Origin of the sequence: Pseudomonas sp. URMO17WK12:I7 (genome assembly GCF_003269045.1) — a bacterium.
GTDB classification, from domain to species: domain Bacteria; phylum Pseudomonadota; class Gammaproteobacteria; order Pseudomonadales; family Pseudomonadaceae; genus Aquipseudomonas; species Aquipseudomonas putida_J.
In genome coordinates, this window is record NZ_QLTL01000029.1 from 1 (window position 1) to 23,428 (window position 23,428).

Consider the following 23,428-nt stretch of genomic DNA (forward strand, 5'->3'; position numbering starts at 1 on the left):
TTAACAGTGGCCTTTTCTCGAATCTGGTTGCGGGAGCCGGATTTGAACCGACGACCTTCGGGTTATGAGCCCGACGAGCTACCAGGCTGCTCCATCCCGCGCCTGTGAGATCGAATTCTACGGGTTTTCTTGCCCATGTCAAGCGATATCGTGAAAAACCCTTTTTCGTTCAATCTCTTAGCGTTAACGTCCGGCTGCGGGTCAGGCGTGGTGCGGCTTTCAAGCCGATTATCGAAGCAGGCTGTCTCAGTGCCAGCAGCATGCGCTAATATCTGTATGAATTTACAGTGGTGGCCGTCATCAATGCCCTTGCGCAAGATCATCCATATCGACTGCGATTGCTTTTACGCCGCTATCGAAATGCGTGACGACCCGCGCCTGGCCGGTCGCCCCATGGCAGTGGGTGGCTCTCCTGACCGTCGCGGGGTAATCGCCACCTGCAATTATGAGGCGCGTGCCTACGGCGTGCGTTCAGCCATGTCGTCCCGGCATGCCCTCAAGCTTTGCCCCGACCTTGAAATCGTCAAGCCGCGCTTCGAAGCCTATCAGGAAGCTTCGCGCGAGATTCATGCCATTTTTCGTGACTACACCGACTTGATCGAGCCGTTGTCACTGGATGAAGCGTATCTGGATGTCAGTGACAGCCAGTGGTATGCGGGAAGCGCTACACGAATTGCTGAAGACATTCGCCGTCGGGTCGCCCGTGCCTTGCATATCACCGTGTCCGCAGGGGTGGCGCCAAACAAGTTTTTGGCCAAGATCGCCAGCGACTGGCGCAAACCCAATGGCATATTCGTGATTACCCCGGACCAGGTAGAGACCTTCGTGGCTGCCTTGCCGGTGGCCAAGCTGCATGGTGTGGGCAAGGTGACCGCCGACAAGTTGAACCGCCTGGGTATCGATACCTGTCTTGACTTGCGAGAGTGGTCGCGGCTGGCATTGGCGCGCGAATTCGGCAGTTTTGGCGAGCGACTGTGGGGGTTGGCGCGTGGCATTGATGAGCGTGCCGTTCACAACGATAGCCGCAGGCAGTCGGTCAGCGTCGAAAATACATACGACAACGACCTGCCGGATCTGGCCAGTTGCCTCGAACGTTTACCTGAGCTGCTCGACAGCCTTAATGAGCGAATTGCCCGAATAGACAGCAGTTACCGCCCGGACAAGCCGTTCGTCAAGGTCAAGTTCCATGACTTCAGCCAGACGACCATGGAGCAGGCGGGGGCGGGCAGGGACCTGGAAAGCTACCGCCAGTTGCTGCGTCAGGCGTTCGCTCGTGGTGGCAAACCGGTGCGCTTGTTGGGGGTGGGGGTAAGGTTGCGGGACCTGCGCGGGGCGCATGAGCAGCTGGAGTTGTTCCCAGCCAAATGAAAGGGGCTGCAAAGCAGCCCTTCTATATAGTTACTGCACGCCTGGGTCAGCGACCAACCGGCCAGTGGCCTTGGTCAGTGCCGTCAGGAATTCCTGCTGCAGTTCCGGATCGTTGCGTGTCAGCTCGATCAGGCTCTGCTCCATCTCGCTGGCTTCCTCTTCCAGGCCCAGCTCGGACAAGCGCTTGACCCGGTGTACCCATTGGCCGACATCGTCATCCTCGAGGTCATCGAAGATCAGCTCATGGGCTTCACGCAGCTTGTTGCGCAAGTTTGCGCTGACCAACAGGCTGGCATCGCCGCGCACGCCGTTGTCCTCGTCGACCACTTGCATGTGCAGGGTGCCGACGTGATTCAGGTGCTGTTCCGAGAACGGGCTGTCCAGCAGGTTCAGGCGCAACACGCCGTTCCTGTCGGTGGTCAGCTCGTGGGTCATCTTGCCAGCCTTGACTTCGACGAGGCGCTCGCTCCAGGGCACGCTGGTGAACTCTTCGCGCTTGTCCTTCTGAACTTCGCTGATGCCCGCCAGGTTCTGCTGAGCGCGCCCGTTGGACGGCGTGTTCATGAACGGATTGAGGCCATCCACGCCATAGCTGAGCCAGTCGTGGGTCATGCTCTGCGGCAGGTTGCCGAGGGCGAACACGTTGACCACGTTGGCCCCTATCCCGGCCACCACAGCTACCGCACCCAGCGGGATCTCGTAGATCTCCCGCCAAGGCTGGTACGGGGTGTAGCGGTCGTAGCGACGGGTGACCTCGTAATCGGTCACCTCGAAACGCTTCTGTTCATGGATGCGCACACGCCGTTGCGGAAGCTCCATCACCTTCGGCTCGCCGACATCGATCTGCAGGGTGTGCTCGAGCAGCTTGCGCTCGACGCGCTCCTCATGGTCGCTGCGCTGGGACATCTGGTTGGCGCAACCGCTGACGAGCAGGGTGCCGCACAGTGCGGCGCCCCCCAGGGTAAAGGTACTTCGCTTGGACATGATTACTCGTGCATTGATTATCAGCGGCGAACGCGGGCCTGCAGGAAGGACAGCACTTCATTGAGCGGCAGCGGTTGGGCGTCCTGCTCGGTGCGGTGCTTGTACTCCAGGTTGCCGTCGGCCAGGCCGCGGTCGCTGACGACGATGCGGTGTGGAATGCCGATCAGCTCCATGTCGGCGAACTTGATGCCGGGGCTGGTCTTTTTGTCGCGGTCGTCCAGCAGCACCTCGTAGCCGGCTGCGGTCAGTTCGGCGTACAGCTTGTCGGTTGCCTCGCGGACCACGTCGGTTTCGTAACGCAGTGGTACCAGGGCAATCTGGAACGGTGCCAGGGCGTCGTTCCAGATGATGCCTTTGTCATCGTAGCTCTGCTCGATGGCGGCGGCGACCACGCGGGACACGCCAATGCCGTAGCAGCCCATGGACAGGGTTACCGGCTTGCCGTTCTCGCCCAGTACCTGGCATTTGAGTGCTTCGCTGTACTTGGTGCCGAGCTGGAAGATGTGGCCAACTTCGATGCCGCGCTTGATCACCAAGGTGCCCTTGCCGTCCGGGCTTGGGTCGCCTTCGACGACATTGCGCAGGTCGGCAACCTGTGGAACCGGCAGGTCACGCTCCCAGTTCACGCCAAAGTAGTGCTTGTCGTCGATGTTGGCGCCGATGCCGAAGTCGCTCATCAGGGCGACCGAGCGGTCAATCACGATTTCCAGCGGCAGGTTCAGCGGGCCGAGCGAGCCGGCGCCGGCACCAATGGCCTCGCGCAGTTCGGCATCGGTGGCCATGACCAGCGGGTCGGCAACCTGTTCCAGCTTGGCGGCCTTGATTTCGTTGAGCTCGTGGTCGCCGCGGACGATCAGGGCGACCAGCTTGCCCTCTTCGGAGCCGCGCACGATCAGGGTCTTGACGGTCTTTTCGATCGCCAGGCCGTGGTTTTCCACCAGCTGGGCGATGGTCTTGGCTTGCGGGGTGTCGACCAGGCGCAGTTCCTCGGTAGGAGCAGGGCGCACGGTTTCACGCGGGACGGCTTCGGCCTTCTCGATGTTGGCGGCGTAATCGGAGCTGTCGCTGAAGATCACGTCGTCTTCGCCCGACTCGGCGAGGACGTGGAATTCGTGGGAGTAGCTGCCACCGATGGAGCCGGTGTCGGCCTGCACAGGGCGGAAGTCCAGGCCCAGGCGGGTGAAGACGTTGGTGTACGCCTGGTGCATGCGGTCGTAGGTTTCCTGCAGGGAAGCCTGGTCGGCATGGAAGGAGTAGGCGTCCTTCATGATGAATTCGCGGCCGCGCATCAGGCCGAAGCGTGGGCGAATCTCGTCACGGAATTTGGTCTGGATCTGGTACATGTTGAGTGGCAGCTGCTTATAGCTGGACAGCTCGTTGCGGGCCAGATCGGTGATCACTTCTTCGTGGGTCGGGCCGACGCAGAAGTCGCGCTGGTGGCGGTCTTTCAGGCGCAGCAGCTCGGGACCGTATTGTTCCCAGCGGCCGGATTCCTGCCACAGCTCGGCAGGCTGGATGCTTGGCATCAGCACTTCCAGGGCGCCGGCGGCGTTCATTTCCTCGCGCACAACGTTCTCGACCTTGCGCATCACCCGCAGGCCCATCGGCAGCCAGGTGTACAGGCCAGAGGCCAGTTTGCGGATCATGCCGGCACGCAGCATGAGCTGATGGCTGATGACCACTGCGTCGGCAGGGGTTTCTTTCTGGGTGGCGAGCAAATATTGACTGGTGCGCATGGTTAGCCGTGTCGATTGCCTAAGACGTTGAAATAGCCCCGCATTGTACGGGGGCGAAACGAAGGCGTACAGAATGCCCCAGGGCGTGGCAGTTGTCAGCCAAGAAAAAGCCCGGCGAGTGTGCCGGGCTTTTTCAGGTGCGGGGCACTATAAGCCAGGCTTACAGGATGCTCAGCGGGTACTCGACGATCAGGCGCAGTTCGTCCAGCGATGGGGAGCCGTAGTAGACGCCATCGGCGGAGCGGTAGGTGGCCTGACGGACGCGGAAGCTCAGGTCCTTGGCAGGGCCTTCCTGCAGCACGTACTTGATGTCCACGTCGCGTTCCCATTCCTTGCCATTGTCGGTGCCCGCGACATTGGCGCCGGTACCGCGTACATAGCGGGTCATGAAGGTCAGGCCCGGGATACCGAATTCTGCGAAGTTCAGGTCGTAGCGAGCCTGCCAGGATTTCTCGTCTTCGGCGTTGAAGTCGGAACGGGCAACGGAGTTGGCCAGGAAGATGGTACCGCCACCATCGACACCGTAGCCATAGTCGCCGTCGCCGGTGACTTTCTGATAGGCCAGGGTAAAGGTGTGAGCGCCGATGTTGTACGCACCGGACAGGCTGAACGCGCGGTTGTCCAGTTTGTCGCCATCGAATGCCTTGTAATCGGCCGAGCCTTCACTCTTGGTGTCATAGATGTTGAAGTCGAACACCAGGCCTTGCTTGTCGGAAAGCGGTACCGCCCAGTTCACGTTGGCGTAGTACTTGCGCCAGTAGTCTTCGACCTTCGAGTAGTACAGGCTGGTGGACAGGTTATCGGTGAAGGCGTAGGTGCCACCGACAACGTCGGCCTGTTTCAGGTGCAGGCTGTCGTGGTTGGTCTCGGCCTGGGCGTCCAGCGAGGTGAAGTGACCCGCGTTCAGGGTCAGCCCCTTGATTTCGTTGCTGGTGATCAGGGCGCCTTGGGTCATCTCAGGGAGCAGGCGGCTGTCGTCGGTAGCGAATACAGGCAGGGCAGTGAACTGGTCGCCCACTTTCAGCACGGTATCGGAAATGCGCAGTTTGACCGCGCCGCCGCCCTTGGAGTAGTCATCTTGCGAGCGATCGTCGGAGCCTTTAGGGAACAGGCCAGTACCGGCGCGGCCTTTGCCGCTGTCCAGTTTCAGGCCGAGCATGCCGATGGCGTCGACGCCGAAGCCCACGGTGCCTTGGGTGAAGCCGGATTCATAAGTGCCGAGGAAACCGAGGCCGGTTTCTTCAGCGCGGCTCTGACGAAAGCCGGTAACAGGGTCGCGCTCGTTGTTACGGAAGTCACGGCTGAAGTACAGCATGCGAGTCTTGACGTTCAGCTTGCTGTCTTCGAGGAAACCCTTGGAATCGTCCTGGGACGAAGCCACTGCCATCTGAGAGGTCCCTGCCGCAACGGCCAGGGCGATCATGCTCCACTTCATCACGCGCATCGTGATTTGCTCCTTTGGTTTTTAGGAAGAGTACCGCTGCGCCCAAGTCTTTTAGTTATATGGGGCAGCTCTTTCTTGTTATGTCGGCGGAAATGTATAGCACGCTGACTGTTGTTGGCGATATGTCAAAAATCTTCCTTTCGGGAACTTTATAGTCATGTCGCTTTTAGGTATTTCCATGTCGCAAATCACGCCCCGGTTAATCGGGCCGTACAACGCCAGCGCTGTTCCATTACCGTAACGATTCTGTAAGTACAGATTCCGGCTAGGGAAACTCCCTGGTGTATCCAATCTCGCTGTTGTTATTTGTCGCGTCGCCTGGTCTATGCAGGTGTCGTGCCGACTTGGCGTGAAGAGAATGCAACAAGCGTGCTCAAAATTAACAACGGTTCATGAAATTTTCACAAACCCTGCTGGCGAGGGTCGAAAAGTGCCGAAAACACGGGCTGTGAGTTGTCTGATGGTGTGCCAGATTGAATGTGCACGCTAAAAGAAAAAGCTGCCATAAAAGTCAATGTGTTACCGGCAACTGTTGATCCTCAGTCATTGATGTGGGTAGAAGCGTATTGCTGCACACTTTTGTGGCCTCATTTTGGTGCGAAAAGTAGCGCTGTGTTACCGGCGTTGTGCAAGTCGTGGTGATTCATGAACTTAAAGCGTGCAGCCCTGTGCCTGGCGCATGTCGGCTGGGGCGAAGCAGGGTATCCTTGGCCAATAGTTTTATTGCTGGAGATTGATTGTGTTTGATATGGATTCGCGTTTACAGCAGGACTCTATGGTCCTTGGCGACTTCCCACTGTGCCGTCTGTTGCTCAGCAAGGATGCCAACTACCCATGGTTCATCCTGGTGCCCAGGCGCGCAGGCGTGAGTGAGTTGTTCGACCTGAGTCAGGAAGATCAGGCGCAGCTGTGGAAAGAAACCACCTACCTGGCCGAAACGCTCAAGCATGAGTTTGCAGCTGACAAGATGAACGTTGCCACGCTGGGTAACGTGGTCAGCCAACTGCACATGCACGTGATCGTTCGCCGCCACGGCGATGCAGCCTGGCCAGCGCCGGTCTGGGGGAGGGTGCCGGCAGTCGGGTACACACCCGAGCAGGTGGATGCCATGCGTCAGCGCCTGCGTGCACTCCTTGCTCTCGATTACCAGGAGGTCTGACATGTCGCTGGAGTCGCGCATTATTGAACTGGAAACCCGTCAGGCGTTCCAGGACGACACGATCCAGGCGCTGAATGATGTGGTGGTCGAGCAGGGGCGGGTCATCGAGCGCTTGCAGCTACAAATGGCCGAGCTGATCAAGCGTCATGAAGAAATGGTCGGGCAATACGGCAGTGAAGGGGAAGAGGCGCCGCCGCCGCACTACTGAGGGTGGCAGCCCTGGGGTTGCCCCAGGGCTGTGCAGGGTCAGCGGCGGTTGACCGCGACCACGTCTTCGGCCTGCAGGCCTTTGTCGCGATGCATGACCGAAAACTCCACGCGCTGGCCTTCGACCAGAATGCGGTGGCCCTCGCCGCGGATGGCCCGGAAGTGGACAAAGATGTCGTCACCCGAATCGCGGGAAATGAAACCGAAGCCCTTGGAGGTGTTGAACCACTTCACCGTGCCGGTATCCCGCTTGCCGGCCTCCAGCGGTGCGCCTTGGCTGGCGCGCGCTTTCTTGCTGCTACGGGCGAAGCCCGCCACCAGGTGCAGGACGACGGCCAGTGCGGCGCAGACCAGCGCCGCCAGGTTGCCCATTTCCGGGCGTGCCAGCAGGGTCAAGGTCTGCAGGACCACGGCCACCACCAGCAGGGCACAGGCCAGGTATTGCAGCTGTTGCCGCGCACCGCGGTAATACAGCGGCACGACCGGGGCCAGCAGGAGGTTGAGCAGGCCGAGCAGGGCCAGGTAGACCGCGTCGGATTGCTGCAGGAAGGGTGTTGCGTCGGGTTTTAGGCTGGGCATGAGCGATAGCAGCAAAGCCGCAACGCCCGTCACCAGATGGACGATCTTGAACATGGGTTGGCTCACAGTTGATAAGGCCGATCACAGGAAGAGCTGGCGGCACGGTGCGCATGAGGTATAAAGCGCGAACACGTGGTGGGCCAGCCTATGCACCCGGCAATGACAGTCCGCACGGGTGGCACCCTGCCTATTTAACAGCAAAGGCGGGGGCATCTCAAACCGCAGGCGGCAGGTACCGATGGCTTGCCCTGTGTCATGGGCGCGTTGCACGAAGTATTGATACAGTGTGTCGGGCCGCTTGATCATCAAGCCTTATGGAAAGGGGAATTTCATGGCAATCGATATCGGTATCAGTGAAGAAGATCGCAAGTCCATCGTCGAAGGGCTTTCCCGCCTGTTGTCGGATACCTACGTGCTGTATCTGAAAACCCATAACTTTCACTGGAACGTCACCGGTCCGTCGTTCCGTACCCTGCACCTGATGTTCGAAGAGCAGTACAACGAACTGGCGCTGGCGGTCGACTCGATCGCCGAACGGATTCGCGCGCTGGGCTTCCCGGCACCAGGCTCTTATGCTTTTTATGCGCGACACTCCTCGATCAAGGAGGAGGAGGGCGTGCCGCATGCAGACGAAATGATCCGCCAGCTGGTCCAGGGGCAGGAAGCAGTGGTGCGTACTGCCCGCAGCATTTTCCCTGTAGTGGACAAAGTCAGCGATGAGCCGACCGCTGATCTGCTGACCCAGCGCATGCAGGTGCATGAAAAGACCGCCTGGATGCTGCGGGTTCTGCTTGACGGTAAATGATCGGTTAATCGTGTAGGACTTGTGCGAGGGCCCGGCTGAATCCATTTCAGTCGGGCCTTTTCGTTTCTGCGGGAAGGTTTTGCCGCTGCTTCGAACGCTTCGCTCAGCGCTTCATTGGGCCCCAGTTGATTGAGCTGAGGAAGTGGCGCGATGCAAGCGACCAAGTGTGCGATAGGAACGGGGCGTTGGCCCGGCAAGCAGTGCGTCGACCCGTTCAAGGCCGATTTCGACATGTTGCAGACTCAGCCCGTGTCGCGCTCGGTGCGGTTGAATGGTTTTTCCACCTGTCTACGCCTGGAGGCAGTGTATTGGGGTATCCTCGAGAAGATTGCCGCAGCGAACCAGTGCTCGATCAGTGCCGTGCTGTCTTATGTCGACCGCGAAGTGCACCTGCGTCAGGGTGGGGTGCGCAACTTCAGCGGGCTGATCCGGGTGATCTGTGTCGCCTGGCTGCTCGATCCGCCGAGTGCACGCTGATCGCCCGGCGGGCTGCGCAGTGTCGGTTAACCATATATAATCCCGCTTTTTGCTGCCCCGGCAGCCAGCGTTGTGGTTGACGAGAGACGTTCATGCCCCTTTATGACTATCAATGTGCTTCCTGCGATCACCGGATGGAGGCGCTGCAGAAGATCAGCGCCGCGCCGCTGACCGACTGCCCGGCCTGTCAGGCGCCGGCATTGAAGAAACTGCTGTCGGTCCCCGGTTTTCGCCTGAGTGGCAATGGCTGGTACGAAACCGACTTCAAGACCGGGGCGAAAAAGAACCTGGCAGGCGGCGACAAGGCCGACTGAGTTGAATTGCAGTAGCCGGGTCTTGCAGTATTAGCCCTCCGGGCGGCCAAGGCCTCCAACGAATACACGAATCACGAGAAGCGAAACCACCATCATGATGCGCAGCCATTATTGCGGCCAACTGAACGAGAGCCTGGACGGCCAGGAAGTCACCCTTTGCGGCTGGGTCCATCGTCGCCGCGACCACGGCGGGGTGATCTTCCTCGACATCCGTGACCGCGAAGGCATGGCCCAGGTCGTGTTCGACCCGGATCGCGCCGAAACCTTCGCCGCCGCCGACCGCGTGCGCAGCGAGTATGTCGTGCAGATCACCGGCAAGGTGCGCAAGCGCCCGGACGGCGCGGTTAACGCCAACATGGCGTCCGGTGCCATCGAGATCCTCGGCTATCAGCTGAACGTGCTCAACGAAGCGGAAACCCCACCGTTCCCGCTGAACGAATACTCCGATGTCGGCGAGGAGACCCGCCTGCGTTACCGCTTCATCGACCTGCGTCGCCCGGAAATGGCCGACAAGCTGCGCCTGCGTTCGCGCATCACCAGCAGCATCCGTCGCTTCCTCGATGAAAACGGCTTCCTCGACGTCGAAACTCCGATCCTCACCCGTGCCACCCCTGAAGGCGCGCGTGACTACCTGGTGCCGAGCCGTACCCACGCGGGCAGCTTCTTTGCCCTGCCGCAGTCGCCTCAGCTGTTCAAGCAGCTGCTGATGGTTGCCGGTTTCGACCGCTACTACCAGATCGCCAAGTGCTTCCGTGACGAAGACCTGCGTGCTGACCGCCAGCCGGAATTCACCCAGATCGACATCGAGACCAGCTTCCTCGACGAAGCCGAGATCATGGGCCTCACCGAGAGCATGATCCGCAAGCTGTTCAAGGAAGTGCTGGACCTGGAATTCGGCGAATTCCCGCACATGACCTTCGAAGAGGCCATGCGCCGCTACGGTTCCGACAAGCCTGACCTGCGTATCCCGCTCGAACTGGTCGACGTTGCCGACCAGCTGAAAGACGTAGACTTCAAGGTCTTTGCCGGCCCGGCCAACGATCCGAAGTGCCGCGTCACCGCCCTGCGCCTGCCAGGCGGTGCCAGCATGCCGCGCAGCAAGATCGACGAGTACACCAAGTTCGTCGGCATCTACGGTGCCAAGGGCCTGGCCTACATCAAGGTCAACGAGCGCGCCAAAGGCGTCGAGGGCCTGCAGTCGCCGATCGTCAAGAACATCCCTGAAGCCAACCTCAACAACATCCTCGATCGCGTTGGCGCTGTCGATGGTGACATCGTGTTCTTCGGTGCCGACAAGTTCAAGGTCGTCAGCGAAGCCCTGGGCGCGCTGCGTATCCGCCTGGGCCACGATTTCGAGCTGCTGACCTGCGAGTGGGCGCCGATGTGGGTTGTCGACTTCCCGATGTTCGAAGAGAACGAAGACGGCAGCTTCACCGCGCTGCACCACCCGTTCACCGCGCCGAAGTGCACTCCGGAAGAGCTCGAGGCCAACCCGGCCACCGCGCTGTCCCGTGCCTACGACATGGTCCTGAACGGTACCGAGCTGGGTGGCGGTTCGATCCGTATCCACCGCAAGGAAATGCAGCAAGCGGTATTCCGCCTGCTGGGCATCGAGGCAGAGGAACAGGAAGAGAAGTTCGGCTTCCTGCTCGACGCGCTGAAGTTCGGTGCGCCGCCTCACGGTGGCCTGGCCTTCGGCCTGGACCGCCTGGTCATGCTGATGACCGGCGCCCAATCGATCCGTGAAGTGATCGCCTTCCCGAAAACCCAGAGCGCAGCGTGCGTCATGACCCAGGCCCCTGGTATGGTCGACGCCAAGGCCCTGCGCGAGCTGCACATTCGTCTGCGCGAGCAGACCAAGGTCGAGTAATCGGCCCCGGGCGCATCCCGGCGGGTGCGCCCCGGCGCTTCGGCGCAGTATTTCCACGTTCCGCCCTTCGGGGCGGAACCTGTTTCTGTTTCAAGGATTCGGAGTCGTTATGGCTGGTCATTCCAAGTGGGCGAACATCAAGCACCGCAAAGAGCGCCAGGATGCCAAGAGAGGCAAGATCTTCACCAAGTGGATCCGCGAGCTGACCGTTGCCGCCAAGCAAGGTGGTGCCGACCCAGGCTCCAACCCGCGCCTGCGTTTGGCGCTGGACAAGGCCCTGGGCGCCAACATGAGCCGCGACATCATCGATCGCGCCGTGGCCCGTGGTGCTGGCACCAACGAAAGCGACAACGTCGAAGAGCTCAGCTACGAAGGTTACGGCCCGGGTGGCGTGGCGATCATGGTCGAGGCCATGACCGACAACCGTAACCGCACCGCTGCCGCCGTGCGCCATGCCTTTACCAAGTGTGGCGGCAACCTTGGCACCGACGGCTCGGTGGCCTATCTGTTCGAGCGCAAGGGGCAGATCAGCTTCGCCCCGGGCATCGACGAAGATGCCTTGATGGAAGCCGCGATGGAGGCCGATGCCGACGACGTGGTGGCCAACGACGATGGCTCATTCGAGGTGTTCACCTCGTTCAACAGTTTCTACGCCGTGCGTAACGCGCTGGAAGAGGCGGGCTTCAAGGCCGCCGATGCAGAGATCGTCATGCAGCCGACCACCAGTGCCGAGCTGGATCAGGAGGGCGCCGAGAAGGTGCTCAAGCTGATCGATATGCTCGAAGACCTGGACGACGTGCAGAACGTCTACTCCAATGCACAGATCTCCGACGAGATCATGGAAAAACTCGGCTAAGATTTTGCGCTTGGCTTACAGGGCTTTTTCGCGGGCAAGCCCGCTCTCACAGGTATTGCACCCGGTTCAAATGCGGTGCGATTTCTGTGAGAGCGGGCTTGCCCGTGAGTAGGCCGGTACATTTTGAACTCGCAGGCGCTATGACTCTGATTCTTGGTATCGACCCCGGCTCGCGCATCACCGGCTACGGTGTGGTTCGCCAGACCGCCCGTGGTTGCGAGTACGTGGCGTCGGGCTGTATCCGCACCGGCAGCGGTGAGTTGCCCGAGCGGTTGCAGATCGTCTTTCGCGGTGTCAGTGAAATCATCGCCCAGCACGGTCCAGTGACCATGGGCATCGAGCGGGTGTTCATGGCGCGCAACGCCGACTCTGCGCTCAAACTCGGCCAGGCTCGCGGCGCAGCCATCGTTGCCGCAGCAGAAGCCGGCCTGGAAATCGCAGAGTACAGTGCCAGTCAGGTCAAGCAGGCAGTCGCCGGTAGCGGTGGGGCGAACAAGGAGCAGGTGATGCTGATGGTCATGCATTTGCTCAAGTTGACCCAGAAGCCACAGATCGACGCCTCCGACGCCCTGGCCATCGCCATGTGCCATGCCCATACCCGCTCCAGCCTGGTGCCCCACGGCCTGGCCACGGCGCGCCGACGCGGCGGGCGCTTGCGTCTGTAAGCGCTTCATGAGCTGATACATATTTTGTTCGGGTGAAACGTTCACCTGGCGCATTTGCTGATAGGGTTGAGCGGTCTTCGACCGGCTCCCCGAGAGGAAGGATCGGAACGTGATTGGACGTTTGCGCGGCACCCTGGCGGAAAAACAGCCGCCACACCTGATTATCGACGTCAACGGCGTGGGCTATGAGCTGGAAGTGCCGATGACGACCCTGTATCGCCTGCCCAAGGTCGGCGAGCCGGTTACCGTGCACACCCACCTGGTGGTGCGCGAAGACGCTCACTTGCTCTACGGCTTTGCCGAGAAGCGCGAGCGCGAACTGTTTCGCGAGCTGATCCGCCTTAATGGCGTGGGTCCGAAGCTGGCGCTGGCGCTGATGTCCGGCCTGGAAGTGGACGAGCTGGTGCGCTGCGTGCAGGCCCAGGACGCTTCGGTTCTGGTGCGCGTGCCCGGGGTCGGCAAGAAAACCGCCGAGCGCCTGCTGGTCGAGCTCAAGGACCGCTTCAAGGCCTGGGAAACCTCCCCAGCCATGTTCACCCTGGTCTCCGATGGCCCGCTGCCGGTGGCCAGCGAGTCCTCCGCCGAGGCCGACGCAGTCAGTGCTCTGGTGTCCCTGGGCTACAAGCCGCAGGAAGCGAGCAAGGCCATTGCCGCAATCAAGGACAAGGCCGGCCTGAGCAGTGAAGAGCTCATTCGTCGCAGCCTTAAAGGGATGATTACCAAGTGATCGAAGCCGACCGCCTGATCGCCGCCAGTGGCCGCGACCGTGAAGAAGTCCAGGACCGTGCGATCCGCCCGTTGCGCCTGGACGAATACATCGGCCAGCCGGTGGTACGCGAGCAGATGGCGTTGTTCATCCAGGCGGCGCGGGGGCGTGGCGAGTCGCTCGACCACACGCTGATTTTCGGCCCGCCCGGGCTGGGCAAGACCACCCTGGCCAATATCATCGCCCACGAAATGGGCGTGTCGGTAAAAAGCACCTCGGGGCCGATCCTCGAACGGCCGGGCGACCTGGCAGCGATGCTGACCAATCTCGAGCCGCACGATGTACTGTTCATCGATGAAATTCACCGCCTGTCCCCGGTGGTCGAGGAAGTGCTGTATCCGGCGATGGAGGACTTTCAGCTCGACATCATGATCGGCGAAGGCCCCGCGGCCCGTTCGATCAAGCTCGACTTGCCGCCGTTCACACTGGTTGGCGCCACTACTCGCGCCGGCATGCTCACCAACCCGTTGCGTGACCGCTTCGGTATCGTCCAGCGCCTGGAGTTCTACAGCGACAAGGACCTGGCAACCATCGTCAGTCGTTCGGCCAACATCCTTGGCCTGGCCATCGAGGACCACGGCGCCTACGAGATCGCCCGTCGCGCCCGCGGCACGCCACGTATCGCCAACCGCCTGCTGCGGCGGGTGCGCGACTACGCCGAAGTGCGCGGCAAGGGCCAGATTACCAAGGCCGTGGCCGACATGGCGCTGAATCTGCTGGACGTCGATGAGCGCGGCTTCGACCATTCCGACCGTCGCCTGCTGCTGACCATGATCGAGAAGTTCGACGGTGGCCCGGTGGGGGTGGACAACCTGGCTGCGGCCATCAGCGAGGAGCGGCACACCATCGAGGATGTGCTTGAGCCCTACCTGATCCAGCAGGGTTACATCATGCGCACGCCGCGTGGCCGTGTGGTTACCCGGCACGCCTATCTGCACTTTGGCCTGAACGTGCCTGGCAGCCTGGGCGGCGCGGGTGAATTTTCCGAGCCAGGCGATGAATGACAGATCAAAGCCGGCTTTTCGTGGTCCTACCGCTGGCATGCCCATGGTGCGCTGGCAATACGACATTAATGAAGAAAAAACAGTTGCCGCAGCGGATTGGCAAGCTGAGGAGTAAGCACTAGAGTATGCGCGCGCTAAAAGGCCTGGAACCGTTCGCACACCGTTGTCGTGTCTATTACGAGGATACCGATGCCGGTGGCGTGGTGTATTACGTCAATTACCTGAAATTCATGGAGCGCGCGCGCACCGAGCGCCTGCGGCATCTGGGTTTTTCCCAGGCGCAACTGGCCGAGGACAATCTGCTGTTCGTGGTTCATTCCAGTGAAGCCCGCTATCACGCGCCGGCACGTCTGGACGACGAGCTGAGGGTCACCGCGCAAGTACTTGAACTCAATCGCGCCAGCCTGCGCTTCGTGCAGCAGGTCTGGCGGGAAAAAGATGAAACGCTGCTCTGTGAGGGGCAGTTCCTGGTGGCCGCCGTGCGCGCCGACACTTTCAAACCCCGAGCCATACCCCCGGAACTGCGCGATGCCTTTGCGGCGGACGGCTCGGGTAATCAATCGAACGCAGGAGAATAAGCGTGGAAGCTAACGTCGTCGACCATACCTCCATGTGGAGTCTGGTCAGCAATGCCAGCGTGGTGGTGCAGCTGGTAATGCTGACCCTGGTGGCCGCCTCGGTCACCTCATGGATCATGATCTTCCAGCGCAGCACCATGCTGCGCGCCGGTCGTCGTGCGCTGGATGCCTTCGAGGAGCGCTTCTGGTCGGGTATCGACCTGTCCAAGCTGTATCGTCAGGCAGGCAGCAACCCGGACCCGGATTCCGGTGTGGAGCAGGTTTTCCGCGCCGGCTTCAAAGAGTTTTCGCGCCTGCGCCAGCAGCCGGGTGTGGACCCGGACGCGGTCATGGAAGGTGTGGCGCGAGCCATGCGCGTTGCCATCTCGCGTGAAGAGGAAAAACTCGAGCAGAGCCTGCCGTTCCTTGCCACTGTCGGTTCGACCAGCCCGTACATCGGCCTGTTCGGTACCGTATGGGGCATCATGAACTCGTTCCGCGGCCTGGCCAGCGCACAGCAGGCCACCCTGGCCACTGTTGCCCCCGGTATCGCCGAGGCGCTGGTGGCCACCGCCATCGGCCTGTTCGCGGCCATTCCTGCCGTTATTGCCTACAACCGCTTTGCTGCACGCAGCGAAGTGCTGATCGGCCGTTACTACACCTTCGCCGACGAGTTCCAGGCGATCCTGCACCGCAAAGTGCACACCAGCGAAGAGTAATCAGGTAGAAGCCCATGGCCCGAGTTCGCCACAAACGCAAGCCCGTCGCCGAGATGAACGTGGTGCCCTACATCGACGTGATGCTGGTGCTGCTGGTCATCTTCATGGTGACGGCGCCCATGCTCAACCAGGGCGTGAAGGTCGACCTGCCCAAGGTTTCCAGCGAAGCCTTGCCGCAGGACAACAACGTCCAGATCCTCACCATCTCCATCAAGGCCGACAAGACCTACTACTGGAACCTCGGTAGCGAAGTCGACACCGACAAGCAGATGGACAAGGCCATGACCTTGCCGGACATGACCAGCGCAGTGACCAAGATCATTGCCGCCGGTCGCGACCAGGGCAAGCAGACCCAGGTCTTCATTCGTGGCGACAAGGCTGTCGACTACGGCGCCGTCATGGGCGCCATGGGCGGGTTGCAGAAGGCCGGTGTCGGTAACGTTGGCCTGATTACCGAGGCGCCCTGATGCAACAGCGAGAGCCATCCGCCTCGGAAAGCTACTTCTGGCCCAGTGTCTGGGCCATCGGCCTGCATGTGCTGGTGTTCGCCTTGCTGTTCGTCAGCTTTGCCATGACGCCTGAACTGCGGCCTTCCAAGCCGATCGTTCAGGCTACGCTGTATCAGCTCAAGTCGAAGAGCCAGGCGACCACCCAGACCAATCAGAAGATTGCCGGGGAAGCGAAGAAAACCGCCTCGCGTCAGACTGAAGTCGAGCAGCTGGAGCAGAAGAAGGTCGAGCAGGAGGCCATCAAGGCCGCGGAACAAAAGAAAGCCGATGCCGCTCAAAAGGCTGAGGAAGCGCGCGAAGCCGCCGAGGCGAAGAAGGCCGAGGAAGCTGCGAAGGCTGCTGAAGCCAAGAAAGCCGCTGAGTCCAAGAAGGCTGAAGAGGCGAAGAAGGCCGCCGAGAAGCAGCAGGCCGACATCGCCAAGAAGAAGGCCGAGGAAGAGGCGAAAAAGCAGGCTGAGGAAGAAGCCAAGAAAAAAGCAGCCGAGGAGGCCAAGAAGCAGGCCGCCGAGGACGCGAAGAAGAAAGCAGCCGAGGACGCCAAGAAGAAAGCGGCGGCCGAGGAAGCGAAGAAGAAGGCAGCTGAAGAGGCCAAGAAAAAGGCCGCTGCAGATGCTCAGAAGAAGAAGGCACAGGAAGCGGCCCGCAAGTCGGCGGAAGACAAGAAAGCTCAGGCCCTGGCCGAGCTGTTGTCCGACACCACCGAGCGGCAGCAGGCCTTGGCTGACGAGCAGGGTGACCAGGTGGCCGGCGACTTCGACGACCTGATCCGTATGCGCGCGGCCGAGGGTTGGGCTCGTCCGCCTTCCGCGCGTAAGGGCATGACGGTGACCCTGCAGGTCAACATGTTGCCGGACGGCACCATCACCGGTGTCAGCGTGATCAAGTCCAGTGGCGATGGTCCGTTCGACAGTTCGGCGGTGGCAGCAGTGAAGAACATTGGTCGTTTGACCGAGATGCAGGGTATGAAGCCGAGCGATTTCAACCGTTATCGTTCGTTCAAGATGACATTTACACCTGAGGATCTAGCGTTGTGATTAAACTCCTTCGAGGAATGCTGGTCATGCTCTGCTGCGTGGCCGGCATGGCCATGGCAGAGGAAAAGAACATCCTGGTCACCAGCGGCAGCGATCGGGCCACGCCCATCGCGGTAGTGCCGTTCGGTCTGCAGGGTGGCAGTGTGCTGCCAGAAGACATGGCCGACATCATCGGCAACGACCTGCGCAACTCGGGCTACTATTCGCCGATTCCGCGTCAGAACATGATCAGCCAGCCGACCCAGGGCAGCGAAGTCATCTTCCGTGACTGGAAAGCGCTGGGTGCCCAGTACGTGATGGTCGGCAGCATCGTGCCGTCCGGCGGTCGCCTGCAGGTGCAGTACGCACTGTTCAACGTCGCCACCGAGCAGCAAGTGCTGACCGGCAGCGTGGCGGGCAGCACCGACCAGCTGCGCGACATGGCGCACTACATTGCCGACCAGTCGTTCGAGAAGCTCACCGGCATCAAGGGTGCGTTCTCTACCCGCATGCTGTACGTGACTGCCGAGCGCTTCTCCACCAACAACACCCGCTACACCCTGCAGCGTTCGGACTACGACGGTGCCCGTGCGGTGACCTTGCTGCAGTCGCGTGAGCCGATCCTGTCGCCACGCTTTGCGCCGGATGGCAAGCGTATCGCCTATGTTTCGTTCGAGCAGAAGCGCCCGCGCATCTTCGTGCAGAACATCGATACTGGCCGCCGCGAGCAGGTGACCAACTTCGAAGGCCTGAACGGCGCGCCAGCCTGGTCGCCTGATGGTTCGCGCCTGGCGTTCGTGCTGTCCAAGGACGGCAACCCGGACATCTACGTGATGAACGTGGCCTCGCGCCAGATCAGCCGCGTAACCGCCGGCCCGGGTATCAACACCGAACCGTTCTGGGGCAAGGATGGCAACACCCTGTACTTCACCTCCGACCGTGGCGGCAAGCCACAGATCTACAAGCAGTCGGTCAGTGGCGGTAGTGCCGAGCGTGTGACGTTCGTGGGTAACTACAACGCCAACCCGAAACTGTCGGCGGACGAAAAGACCTTGGTCATGATCCATCGCCAGCAGGGTTTCACCAACTTTAAGGTGGCGGCACAGGACTTGCAGCGCGGAAGTGTAAAGATTCTCTCGGAAACGAGTCTTGATGAGTCGCCCACTGTCGCGCCCAACGGCACCATGCTAATCTACGCCACCCGCCAGCAGGGCCGGGGAGTCTTGATGCTCGTGTCGCTTAACGGCCGTGTGAGGCTCCCACTTCCTACCGCTCAAGGCGAAGTCAGAGAACCGTCCTGGTCCCCTTACCTGAACTGATTGCGGCGTAACACGTTTTGCTTAACACACTGGGGTTTCATTAGGAGTTTCACGATGGAAATGCTGAAGTTTGGTAAATTTGCTGCGCTGGCTCTGGCCATGGCCGTAGCTGTAGGTTGCTCCTCGAAAGGCGGTGACAACGCTGGTGAAGGCGCTGTTGATCCGAACGCTGGCTACGGTGCCAACACTGGCGCTGTTGACGGCTCCCTGAGCGAAGAAGCTGCCCTGCGCGCAATCACCACCTTCTACTTCGAATACGACAGCTCGGACCTGAAGCCAGAAGCCATGCGCGCTCTGGACGTTCACGCCAAGGACCTGAAAGCCAACGGCAACCGCGTTGTCCTGGAAGGCAACACCGACGAGCGCGGCACCCGCGAGTACAACATGGCTCTGGGTGAGCGTCGTGCGAAAGCCGTTCAGCGCTACCTGGTTCTGCAGGGCGTTTCCCCTGCTCAGCTGGAACTGGTCTCCTACGGCGAAGAGCGTCCAGTTGCCACCGGCAACGACGAGCAGTCCTGGGCTCAGAACCGTCGCGTAGAACTGCGTAAGTAAGTTCTTATGCGTATGTGCCGTCGTGCTGTAACCGTCCTCGCACTCAGCCTTCCGCTTTCGGCGTGGGCTGCGGTTCCTGTAGTTGATGACAACGGGGGTGCTTACCCACCTTCCGGTTATGGCACGAGCGGCGCCTATGCCGGCGCAGGGGCTTCGGCCCCTGCCTCGGCACAGGGCCAGCTGTTCATGCAGCTGCAACAGATGCAGGATCAACTTTCCCGTCAGCAAGGCATCATCGAAGAGTTGCAGAACGATGTGTCGCGCATGAAGCAGGAAAACCTGGAGCGTTACCAGGATCTTGATCGTCGCATCAACAGTGGTGGCGCGCCTGCCGCGACCCCAGACAATTCCTCCACCGGTGGTGCACCCGATGCCGCCGCCGGTGCCGCAGCAGGCGCCGCTGGCGCTGCTGCACAGCAACCGGCCGCCAATAGCGAGCCCGGTGATCCGGCGAAAGAAAAGCTCTATTACGATGCAGCTTTCGACCTGATCAAGCAGAAGGACTTCGACAAGGCCAGCCAGGCGTTCAACGCCTTCCTGCGCAAGTACCCGAACAGCCAGTACGCCGGCAACGCGCAATACTGGCTGGGTGAGGTGAACCTGGCCAAGGGCGACCTGCCCGCTGCCAGCCAAGCCTTCGCTCAGGTCAGCCAGAAGTACCCCAAGCACAGCAAGGTGCCCGATTCGCTGTACAAGCTGGCTGACGTCGAGCGCCGCATGGGCCACACCGACAAGGTCAAGGGCATCCTGCAGCAAGTCATCACCCAGTACCCCGGCACGTCCGCCGCGCAACTGGCGCAACGCGACCTGCAGAAGCTCTAAGCTGCACCTTTGCAAGAAACCCGCGCCCGCCGCGGGTTTTTTCGTTAGAATCACGTCCCTTTTTTATAAACACGCTGTAGCGGATAACGCCATGTCGAGTCCGCGACAGTGCCTGACGGAGGCGGACAGCCTGTTTAGCTGTCACGCCCGTGGCGAGCATGCAAGACACATTACGCATCACCGAAGTCTTTTACTCTTTGCAGGGTGAAACACGAACGGCTGGGCTGCCCACGGTTTTCGTGCGCCTGACCGGTTGCCCCCTGCGCTGCCAGTACTGCGACAGTGCCTACGCCTTCACCGGCGGTACCATTCGCACCCTCGATTCGATCCTTGAGCAGGTGGCCGGCTTCAAGCCGCGTTATGTCTGCGTTACCGGTGGCGAGCCATTGGCCCAGCCGAACGCCTTGCCGCTGCTGCAGCGCCTGTGCGATGCCGGCTACGAGGTCTCGCTGGAAACCAGTGGCGCCCTCGATATTTCTGGTACCGACGTGCGCGTCAGCCGTGTGGTCGATCTCAAGACCCCTGGCTCGGAAGAGTCGCACCGCAACCGCTACGAGAACATCGAGCAGCTGACCCGCAACGACCAGGTCAAGTTCGTCATCTGTTCCCGCGAGGACTATGACTGGGCGGTGTCCAAGCTGATCCAGTACAACCTGGCCGAACGCGCTGGCGAAGTGCTGTTCTCGCCTAGCCACCATCAGGTGAGTGCCACCGACCTGGCCGACTGGATCGTTGCCGACAACCTGCCCGTACGCTTCCAGCTGCAGTTGCACAAGCTGCTGTGGAACGACGAACCTGGACGTTGATTGAGGAGTGAAAGAGATGACTGAGAAACGCGCGGTAATCCTGCTGTCCGGCGGCCTCGATTCGGCCACGGTCGTGGCCATGGCCAAGGCCGAAGGCTACAGCTGCTACACCATGAGCTTCGACTACGGCCAGCGCCATCGTGCCGAATTGAACGCTGCGGCACGTGTCGCCCGCGACCTGGGCGTGGTCGAACACAAGGTCATCGGCCTCAACCTCGATGGCATCGGCGGCTCGGCCCTGACCGACAGCAGCATCGATGTGCCGGAGACTCCGGGCGAGGGCATCCCGGTGACCTACGTGCCGGCCCGCAACACCGTGTTCCTGTCGCTGGCCCTGGGCTGGGCGGAAGTATTGGAAGCGCGTGACATCTTCATCGGCGTCAACGCCGTGGACTATTCCGGTTACCCGGATTGCCGCCCAGCGTTCGTCGAGGCCTTCGAGCGCATGGCCAACCTGGCCACCAAGGCGGGTGTCGAAGGGCAGGGCTTCCGCATCCAAGCCCCGCTGCAGAACATGAGCAAGGCGCAGATCGTGCAAGCGGGCATGGCCCGTGGCGTGGATTACAGCCTGACGGTTTCCTGCTACCAGGCCAATGATGAAGGCCAGGCGTGCGGAAAGTGCGACAGTTGCCGCCTGCGTGCCGATGGTTTCAAGGCGGCGGGTGTACAGGACCCGACGCATTACTTCTGATAAAAGGTTGGCCAGGGTATTGATTTCTCGTTAGAAATCAGTATTATACGCGCCATCCAACGGGTCGTTAGCTCAGTTGGTAGAGCAGTTGGCTTTTAACCAATTGGTCGTAGGTTCGAATCCTACACGACCCACCATACTCAGTAAGACAAAGCCCGCTACCAGAAATGGTCGCGGGCTTTGTCGTTTCCGGCTGCGCGCAAGGCCTCGTGGGAGCTGGCTCGCGGGTGATTGTGGGGCGCGAAGCGCCCCGCCTTCGATTATTCAGCCCACTCAGGATCACCAGTAAACACCACGGTAATCCAGCGATCCGGCCCTTCGCCGCCTACCGCATCACCGATTTCATTGCGCCACGCATCCCATTCATCAATGGTTTTCGCGGCCATGGTCTTGGGTACGATGAAATACAGTTCGATCTCCCGCGAGCGCCCGACCTTGGCCACATAGGCCCTGTACGACTGCAAGCCTTGACGCGCCACGAATGCGCGCGCCACCTCTTCCACGTGCAGTTTCAGGTCGCCGGGTGTCACCAGGAAGATTTCCGACAGCGCCTGACGCACTACCGACAGCGGTAGTGGAATGATCACCAGGCACACCAAGGCCAATACTGCCGGGTCGATGTAAGGCGATACCCACTCCCACTGCGTGCCTTGAACCGCGTAGCCGAAGCAGAAGGCGATCAGCAGGGCGGCGGTGATGCTGGCCGACATTACCCAGCCTTTCACGTCCATGCGCACGAAGTCCGACTTCAGTTTGCGGTTGGCACGGTCCTCGACCACGGCGATGGTCGCGCAGGCGATCACGGTCAGCAGTGCGTAGACCATGGCGATGCCGAACTCCAGGTGTCGGCCACCCTGCAGCAGGCTGCTGACCGCGTTGATCAACGCGTAGATGGCGACGCCGCTGAGCAGGATGCCGTTGAGTGCGAGCACCATCGGTTCCAGGTGCCAGAAGCCCATGGTGAAGCGCTCACGCAGCTTGCGCGAGAGTTGCAGGCTGGTGGCGTGCGAGGTGATCAGTTTGACCACTACCAGTGAAAGCCCGCTCATGCTGGCGTCGACCAGCGAGTAGACGCCATCGAAGACAATCGAGAACGAGCCGGAGGCCAGGCCGAAGCCGATACCGATGGTGGCGATGAACAAGGTGACGGCGATCGAGGTACGTAACAGGCCCTGTTCGCTGGTTAAATCGAAGAAAGAAGATCGAGGTGTGGTTTGCATAACGTAAGCTCAGTAAGACGACGTTGCTCTTCGGGGCCTGTGCCGGCTTCTTCGCGGGCAAGCCCGCTCCCACTGTGATATCACAAGCCTTGAGTGACGCGCTGTGCTTGTGGGAGCGGGCTTGCCTGCGAAGAGGCCCTTACAGGCTACACGCGAAACTGTTCCATCAATGCCTGTTGCTGGTTGGCCAGTCTGTTCAGGGCCTGACTGATTCGCGCCGATTCATCGGCCTGCCCGGACAGCGACTCGGTCACGTCGCGAATGCCGGCGACGTTGCGGTTCACTTCCTCTGCCACCGCACTCTGTTCCTCGGCCGCCGAGGCAATCTGCAGGTTCATGTCGCTGATCACTGCCACGGCCTCACCGATGCGTTCCAGTGCGGGCAACGCCTGCTCCATGCGCGTGGCGCTGGCCTGGGCCTGGCGCTGGCCTTCATGCATGGCGCCGACCACGTCCTGGGTGCCTTGCTGCAGCCCTTCGATTACCTGGCGAATCTCTTCTACCGACACCTGGGTGCGCTGGGCCAGGCTGCGCACTTCGTCGGCGACCACGGCAAAACCACGCCCGGCTTCGCCTGCACGCGCGGCTTCGATGGCGGCATTGAGGGCCAGCAGGTTGGTCTGCTCGGCAATCGCGCGGATCACTTCGAGCACCGAGCCGATCTGCTCACTGCGCTGCTCCAGCGCGCGGGCCTCGTCCATGGCGACGTCCATGCCAGTGGCCAACTGGTCGATGGTCTGGCGGGTGCTGGCGATCAGTTGCAGGCCTTCACGGCTGGCCTGATCGGCGCCACGTGCAGCCTGGGCCGCCTGTGCAGCGTTGTGGGCAACATCCTGGGCGGTGGCGCTCATTTCGTTGGCAGCGGTGGCAACCTGTTCGATTTCCCGTTGCTGCTGCTGCATGCCATGACTGGTCTGGCTGGCGATGGCGGCGGACTGGTCGGCGGTGCCGCGGGCTTCGAGCAGTGAGCCTTTGACCTGGGCGAT

General features: G+C 61.0%; 26 protein-coding genes and 2 tRNA genes. 21 read left to right on the forward strand and 7 right to left on the reverse strand.

The window, feature by feature from the left end; translation table 11 throughout:
* Positions 1–24: 24 nt before the first annotated feature.
* Positions 25–101, reverse strand: a tRNA-Met gene (locus tag H040_RS26295).
* Positions 102–309: 208 nt separating this feature from the next.
* Between H040_RS26295 and dinB the strand changes: the two genes are divergently transcribed.
* Positions 310–1,368: a DNA polymerase IV gene (dinB, locus tag H040_RS26300; protein WP_177326720.1), complete on the forward strand. Its 1,059-nt coding sequence runs from the start codon at positions 310–312 to the stop codon at positions 1,366–1,368.
* 30 nt (positions 1,369–1,398) lie between these two features.
* On the opposite strand, the gene H040_RS26305 is transcribed toward dinB, so the two are convergent.
* The 3 genes from H040_RS26305 to H040_RS26315 form a co-directional block, all read right to left on the reverse strand.
* A complete protein-coding gene (locus H040_RS26305) occupies positions 1,399–2,352 on the reverse strand; it encodes a hypothetical protein (protein WP_027919968.1) in 954 nt (317 codons plus the stop codon).
* 20 nt (positions 2,353–2,372) lie between these two features.
* Complete coding sequence (locus tag H040_RS26310) at positions 2,373–4,088, reverse strand: proline--tRNA ligase (protein ID WP_027919967.1); 1,716 nt, start codon at positions 4,086–4,088, stop codon at positions 2,373–2,375.
* Positions 4,089–4,248: 160 nt separating this feature from the next.
* Positions 4,249–5,532, reverse strand: coding sequence for an OprD family porin (locus H040_RS26315; RefSeq protein WP_027919966.1), 1,284 nt, complete (start codon positions 5,530–5,532; stop codon positions 4,249–4,251).
* Between the two features lie 739 nt (positions 5,533–6,271).
* Between H040_RS26315 and H040_RS26320 the strand changes: the two genes are divergently transcribed.
* Entirely contained in the window at positions 6,272–6,691 is a 420-nt protein-coding gene (locus H040_RS26320) for an HIT family protein (protein WP_027919965.1), read from the forward strand.
* 1 nt (position 6,692) lies between these two features.
* Complete coding sequence (locus tag H040_RS26325; RefSeq protein WP_027919964.1) at positions 6,693–6,899, forward strand: SlyX family protein; 207 nt, start codon at positions 6,693–6,695, stop codon at positions 6,897–6,899.
* Between the two features lie 38 nt (positions 6,900–6,937).
* Here H040_RS26325 and H040_RS27940 read toward each other — a convergent pair whose 3' ends face one another.
* Positions 6,938–7,531 (reverse strand): cold-shock protein, encoded by a 594-nt coding sequence (locus tag H040_RS27940; protein WP_027919963.1) that lies wholly within the window; start codon positions 7,529–7,531, stop codon positions 6,938–6,940.
* A 277-nt stretch (positions 7,532–7,808) separates the two neighbouring features.
* Here H040_RS27940 and H040_RS26335 point away from each other — a divergent pair, with 277 nt between their 5' ends.
* The 18 genes from H040_RS26335 (at position 7,809) to H040_RS26420 (ending at position 21,359) form a co-directional block, all read left to right on the forward strand.
* Positions 7,809–8,282 (forward strand): Dps family protein, encoded by a 474-nt coding sequence (locus H040_RS26335; protein ID WP_027919962.1) that lies wholly within the window; start codon positions 7,809–7,811, stop codon positions 8,280–8,282.
* Positions 8,283–8,432: 150 nt separating this feature from the next.
* The gene (locus H040_RS26340) at positions 8,433–8,759 is read left to right on the forward strand and encodes a ribbon-helix-helix domain-containing protein (RefSeq protein ID WP_033696464.1); all 327 of its coding nucleotides are present in this window, start codon (positions 8,433–8,435) and stop codon (positions 8,757–8,759) included.
* 92 nt (positions 8,760–8,851) lie between these two features.
* Positions 8,852–9,073 (forward strand): FmdB family zinc ribbon protein, encoded by a 222-nt coding sequence (locus H040_RS26345; protein ID WP_027919960.1) that lies wholly within the window; start codon positions 8,852–8,854, stop codon positions 9,071–9,073.
* Positions 9,074–9,167: 94 nt separating this feature from the next.
* Positions 9,168–10,943, forward strand: coding sequence for an aspartate--tRNA ligase (gene aspS, locus H040_RS26350; RefSeq protein WP_027919959.1), 1,776 nt, complete (start codon positions 9,168–9,170; stop codon positions 10,941–10,943).
* 109 nt (positions 10,944–11,052) lie between these two features.
* Positions 11,053–11,799, forward strand: coding sequence for a YebC/PmpR family DNA-binding transcriptional regulator (locus tag H040_RS26355; RefSeq protein ID WP_027919958.1), 747 nt, complete (start codon positions 11,053–11,055; stop codon positions 11,797–11,799).
* Between the two features lie 140 nt (positions 11,800–11,939).
* Complete coding sequence (ruvC, locus tag H040_RS26360) at positions 11,940–12,464, forward strand: crossover junction endodeoxyribonuclease RuvC (protein WP_027919957.1); 525 nt, start codon at positions 11,940–11,942, stop codon at positions 12,462–12,464.
* Positions 12,465–12,573: 109 nt separating this feature from the next.
* Positions 12,574–13,191 carry a Holliday junction branch migration protein RuvA gene (ruvA, locus tag H040_RS26365; protein WP_027919956.1) on the forward strand — a complete coding sequence of 206 codons (618 nt, stop codon included), beginning with the start codon at positions 12,574–12,576 and terminating at the stop codon, positions 13,189–13,191.
* On the forward strand, positions 13,188–14,234 hold the full coding sequence (gene ruvB, locus H040_RS26370; RefSeq protein WP_027919955.1) for a Holliday junction branch migration DNA helicase RuvB: 1,047 nt from the start codon (positions 13,188–13,190) through the stop codon (positions 14,232–14,234). Before ruvA ends, ruvB begins: the two co-directional genes overlap by 4 nt.
* Positions 14,235–14,359: 125 nt before the next feature.
* Positions 14,360–14,812, forward strand: a complete 453-nt coding sequence (ybgC, locus tag H040_RS26375; protein ID WP_027919954.1) for a tol-pal system-associated acyl-CoA thioesterase — start codon at positions 14,360–14,362, stop codon at positions 14,810–14,812.
* A 2-nt stretch (positions 14,813–14,814) separates the two neighbouring features.
* Entirely contained in the window at positions 14,815–15,510 is a 696-nt protein-coding gene (gene tolQ, locus H040_RS26380) for a protein TolQ (RefSeq protein WP_027919953.1), read from the forward strand.
* 14 nt (positions 15,511–15,524) lie between these two features.
* Entirely contained in the window at positions 15,525–15,977 is a 453-nt protein-coding gene (tolR, locus tag H040_RS26385; RefSeq protein ID WP_008090221.1) for a protein TolR, read from the forward strand.
* Positions 15,977–17,053 carry a cell envelope integrity protein TolA gene (tolA, locus tag H040_RS26390; RefSeq protein ID WP_033696463.1) on the forward strand — a complete coding sequence of 359 codons (1,077 nt, stop codon included), beginning with the start codon at positions 15,977–15,979 and terminating at the stop codon, positions 17,051–17,053. The genes tolR and tolA overlap by 1 nt, the downstream gene beginning before the upstream one ends.
* A gap of 17 nt (positions 17,054–17,070) precedes the next feature.
* Complete coding sequence (gene tolB, locus H040_RS26395) at positions 17,071–18,351, forward strand: Tol-Pal system beta propeller repeat protein TolB (RefSeq protein ID WP_177326719.1); 1,281 nt, start codon at positions 17,071–17,073, stop codon at positions 18,349–18,351.
* Positions 18,352–18,405: 54 nt separating this feature from the next.
* Positions 18,406–18,903 carry a peptidoglycan-associated lipoprotein Pal gene (pal, locus tag H040_RS26400; RefSeq protein ID WP_023381906.1) on the forward strand — a complete coding sequence of 166 codons (498 nt, stop codon included), beginning with the start codon at positions 18,406–18,408 and terminating at the stop codon, positions 18,901–18,903.
* 6 nt (positions 18,904–18,909) lie between these two features.
* A complete protein-coding gene (gene ybgF, locus H040_RS26405) occupies positions 18,910–19,725 on the forward strand; it encodes a tol-pal system protein YbgF (RefSeq protein ID WP_027919950.1) in 816 nt (271 codons plus the stop codon).
* Positions 19,726–19,883: 158 nt separating this feature from the next.
* Positions 19,884–20,531, forward strand: a complete 648-nt coding sequence (gene queE / locus H040_RS26410; protein WP_027919949.1) for a 7-carboxy-7-deazaguanine synthase QueE — start codon at positions 19,884–19,886, stop codon at positions 20,529–20,531.
* Positions 20,532–20,547: 16 nt separating this feature from the next.
* Complete coding sequence (queC, locus tag H040_RS26415) at positions 20,548–21,222, forward strand: 7-cyano-7-deazaguanine synthase QueC (protein ID WP_027919948.1); 675 nt, start codon at positions 20,548–20,550, stop codon at positions 21,220–21,222.
* Positions 21,223–21,283: 61 nt separating this feature from the next.
* Positions 21,284–21,359: transfer RNA gene (locus H040_RS26420), tRNA-Lys, on the forward strand.
* 123 nt (positions 21,360–21,482) lie between these two features.
* Here H040_RS26420 and H040_RS26425 read toward each other — a convergent pair.
* Positions 21,483–22,442: a cation diffusion facilitator family transporter gene (locus H040_RS26425; RefSeq protein WP_027919947.1), complete on the reverse strand. Its 960-nt coding sequence runs from the start codon at positions 22,440–22,442 to the stop codon at positions 21,483–21,485.
* Between the two features lie 146 nt (positions 22,443–22,588).
* Positions 22,589–23,344, reverse strand: coding sequence for a methyl-accepting chemotaxis protein (locus H040_RS28245; RefSeq protein WP_371915568.1), 756 nt, complete (start codon positions 23,342–23,344; stop codon positions 22,589–22,591).
* Positions 23,345–23,428 lie beyond the last annotated feature (84 nt).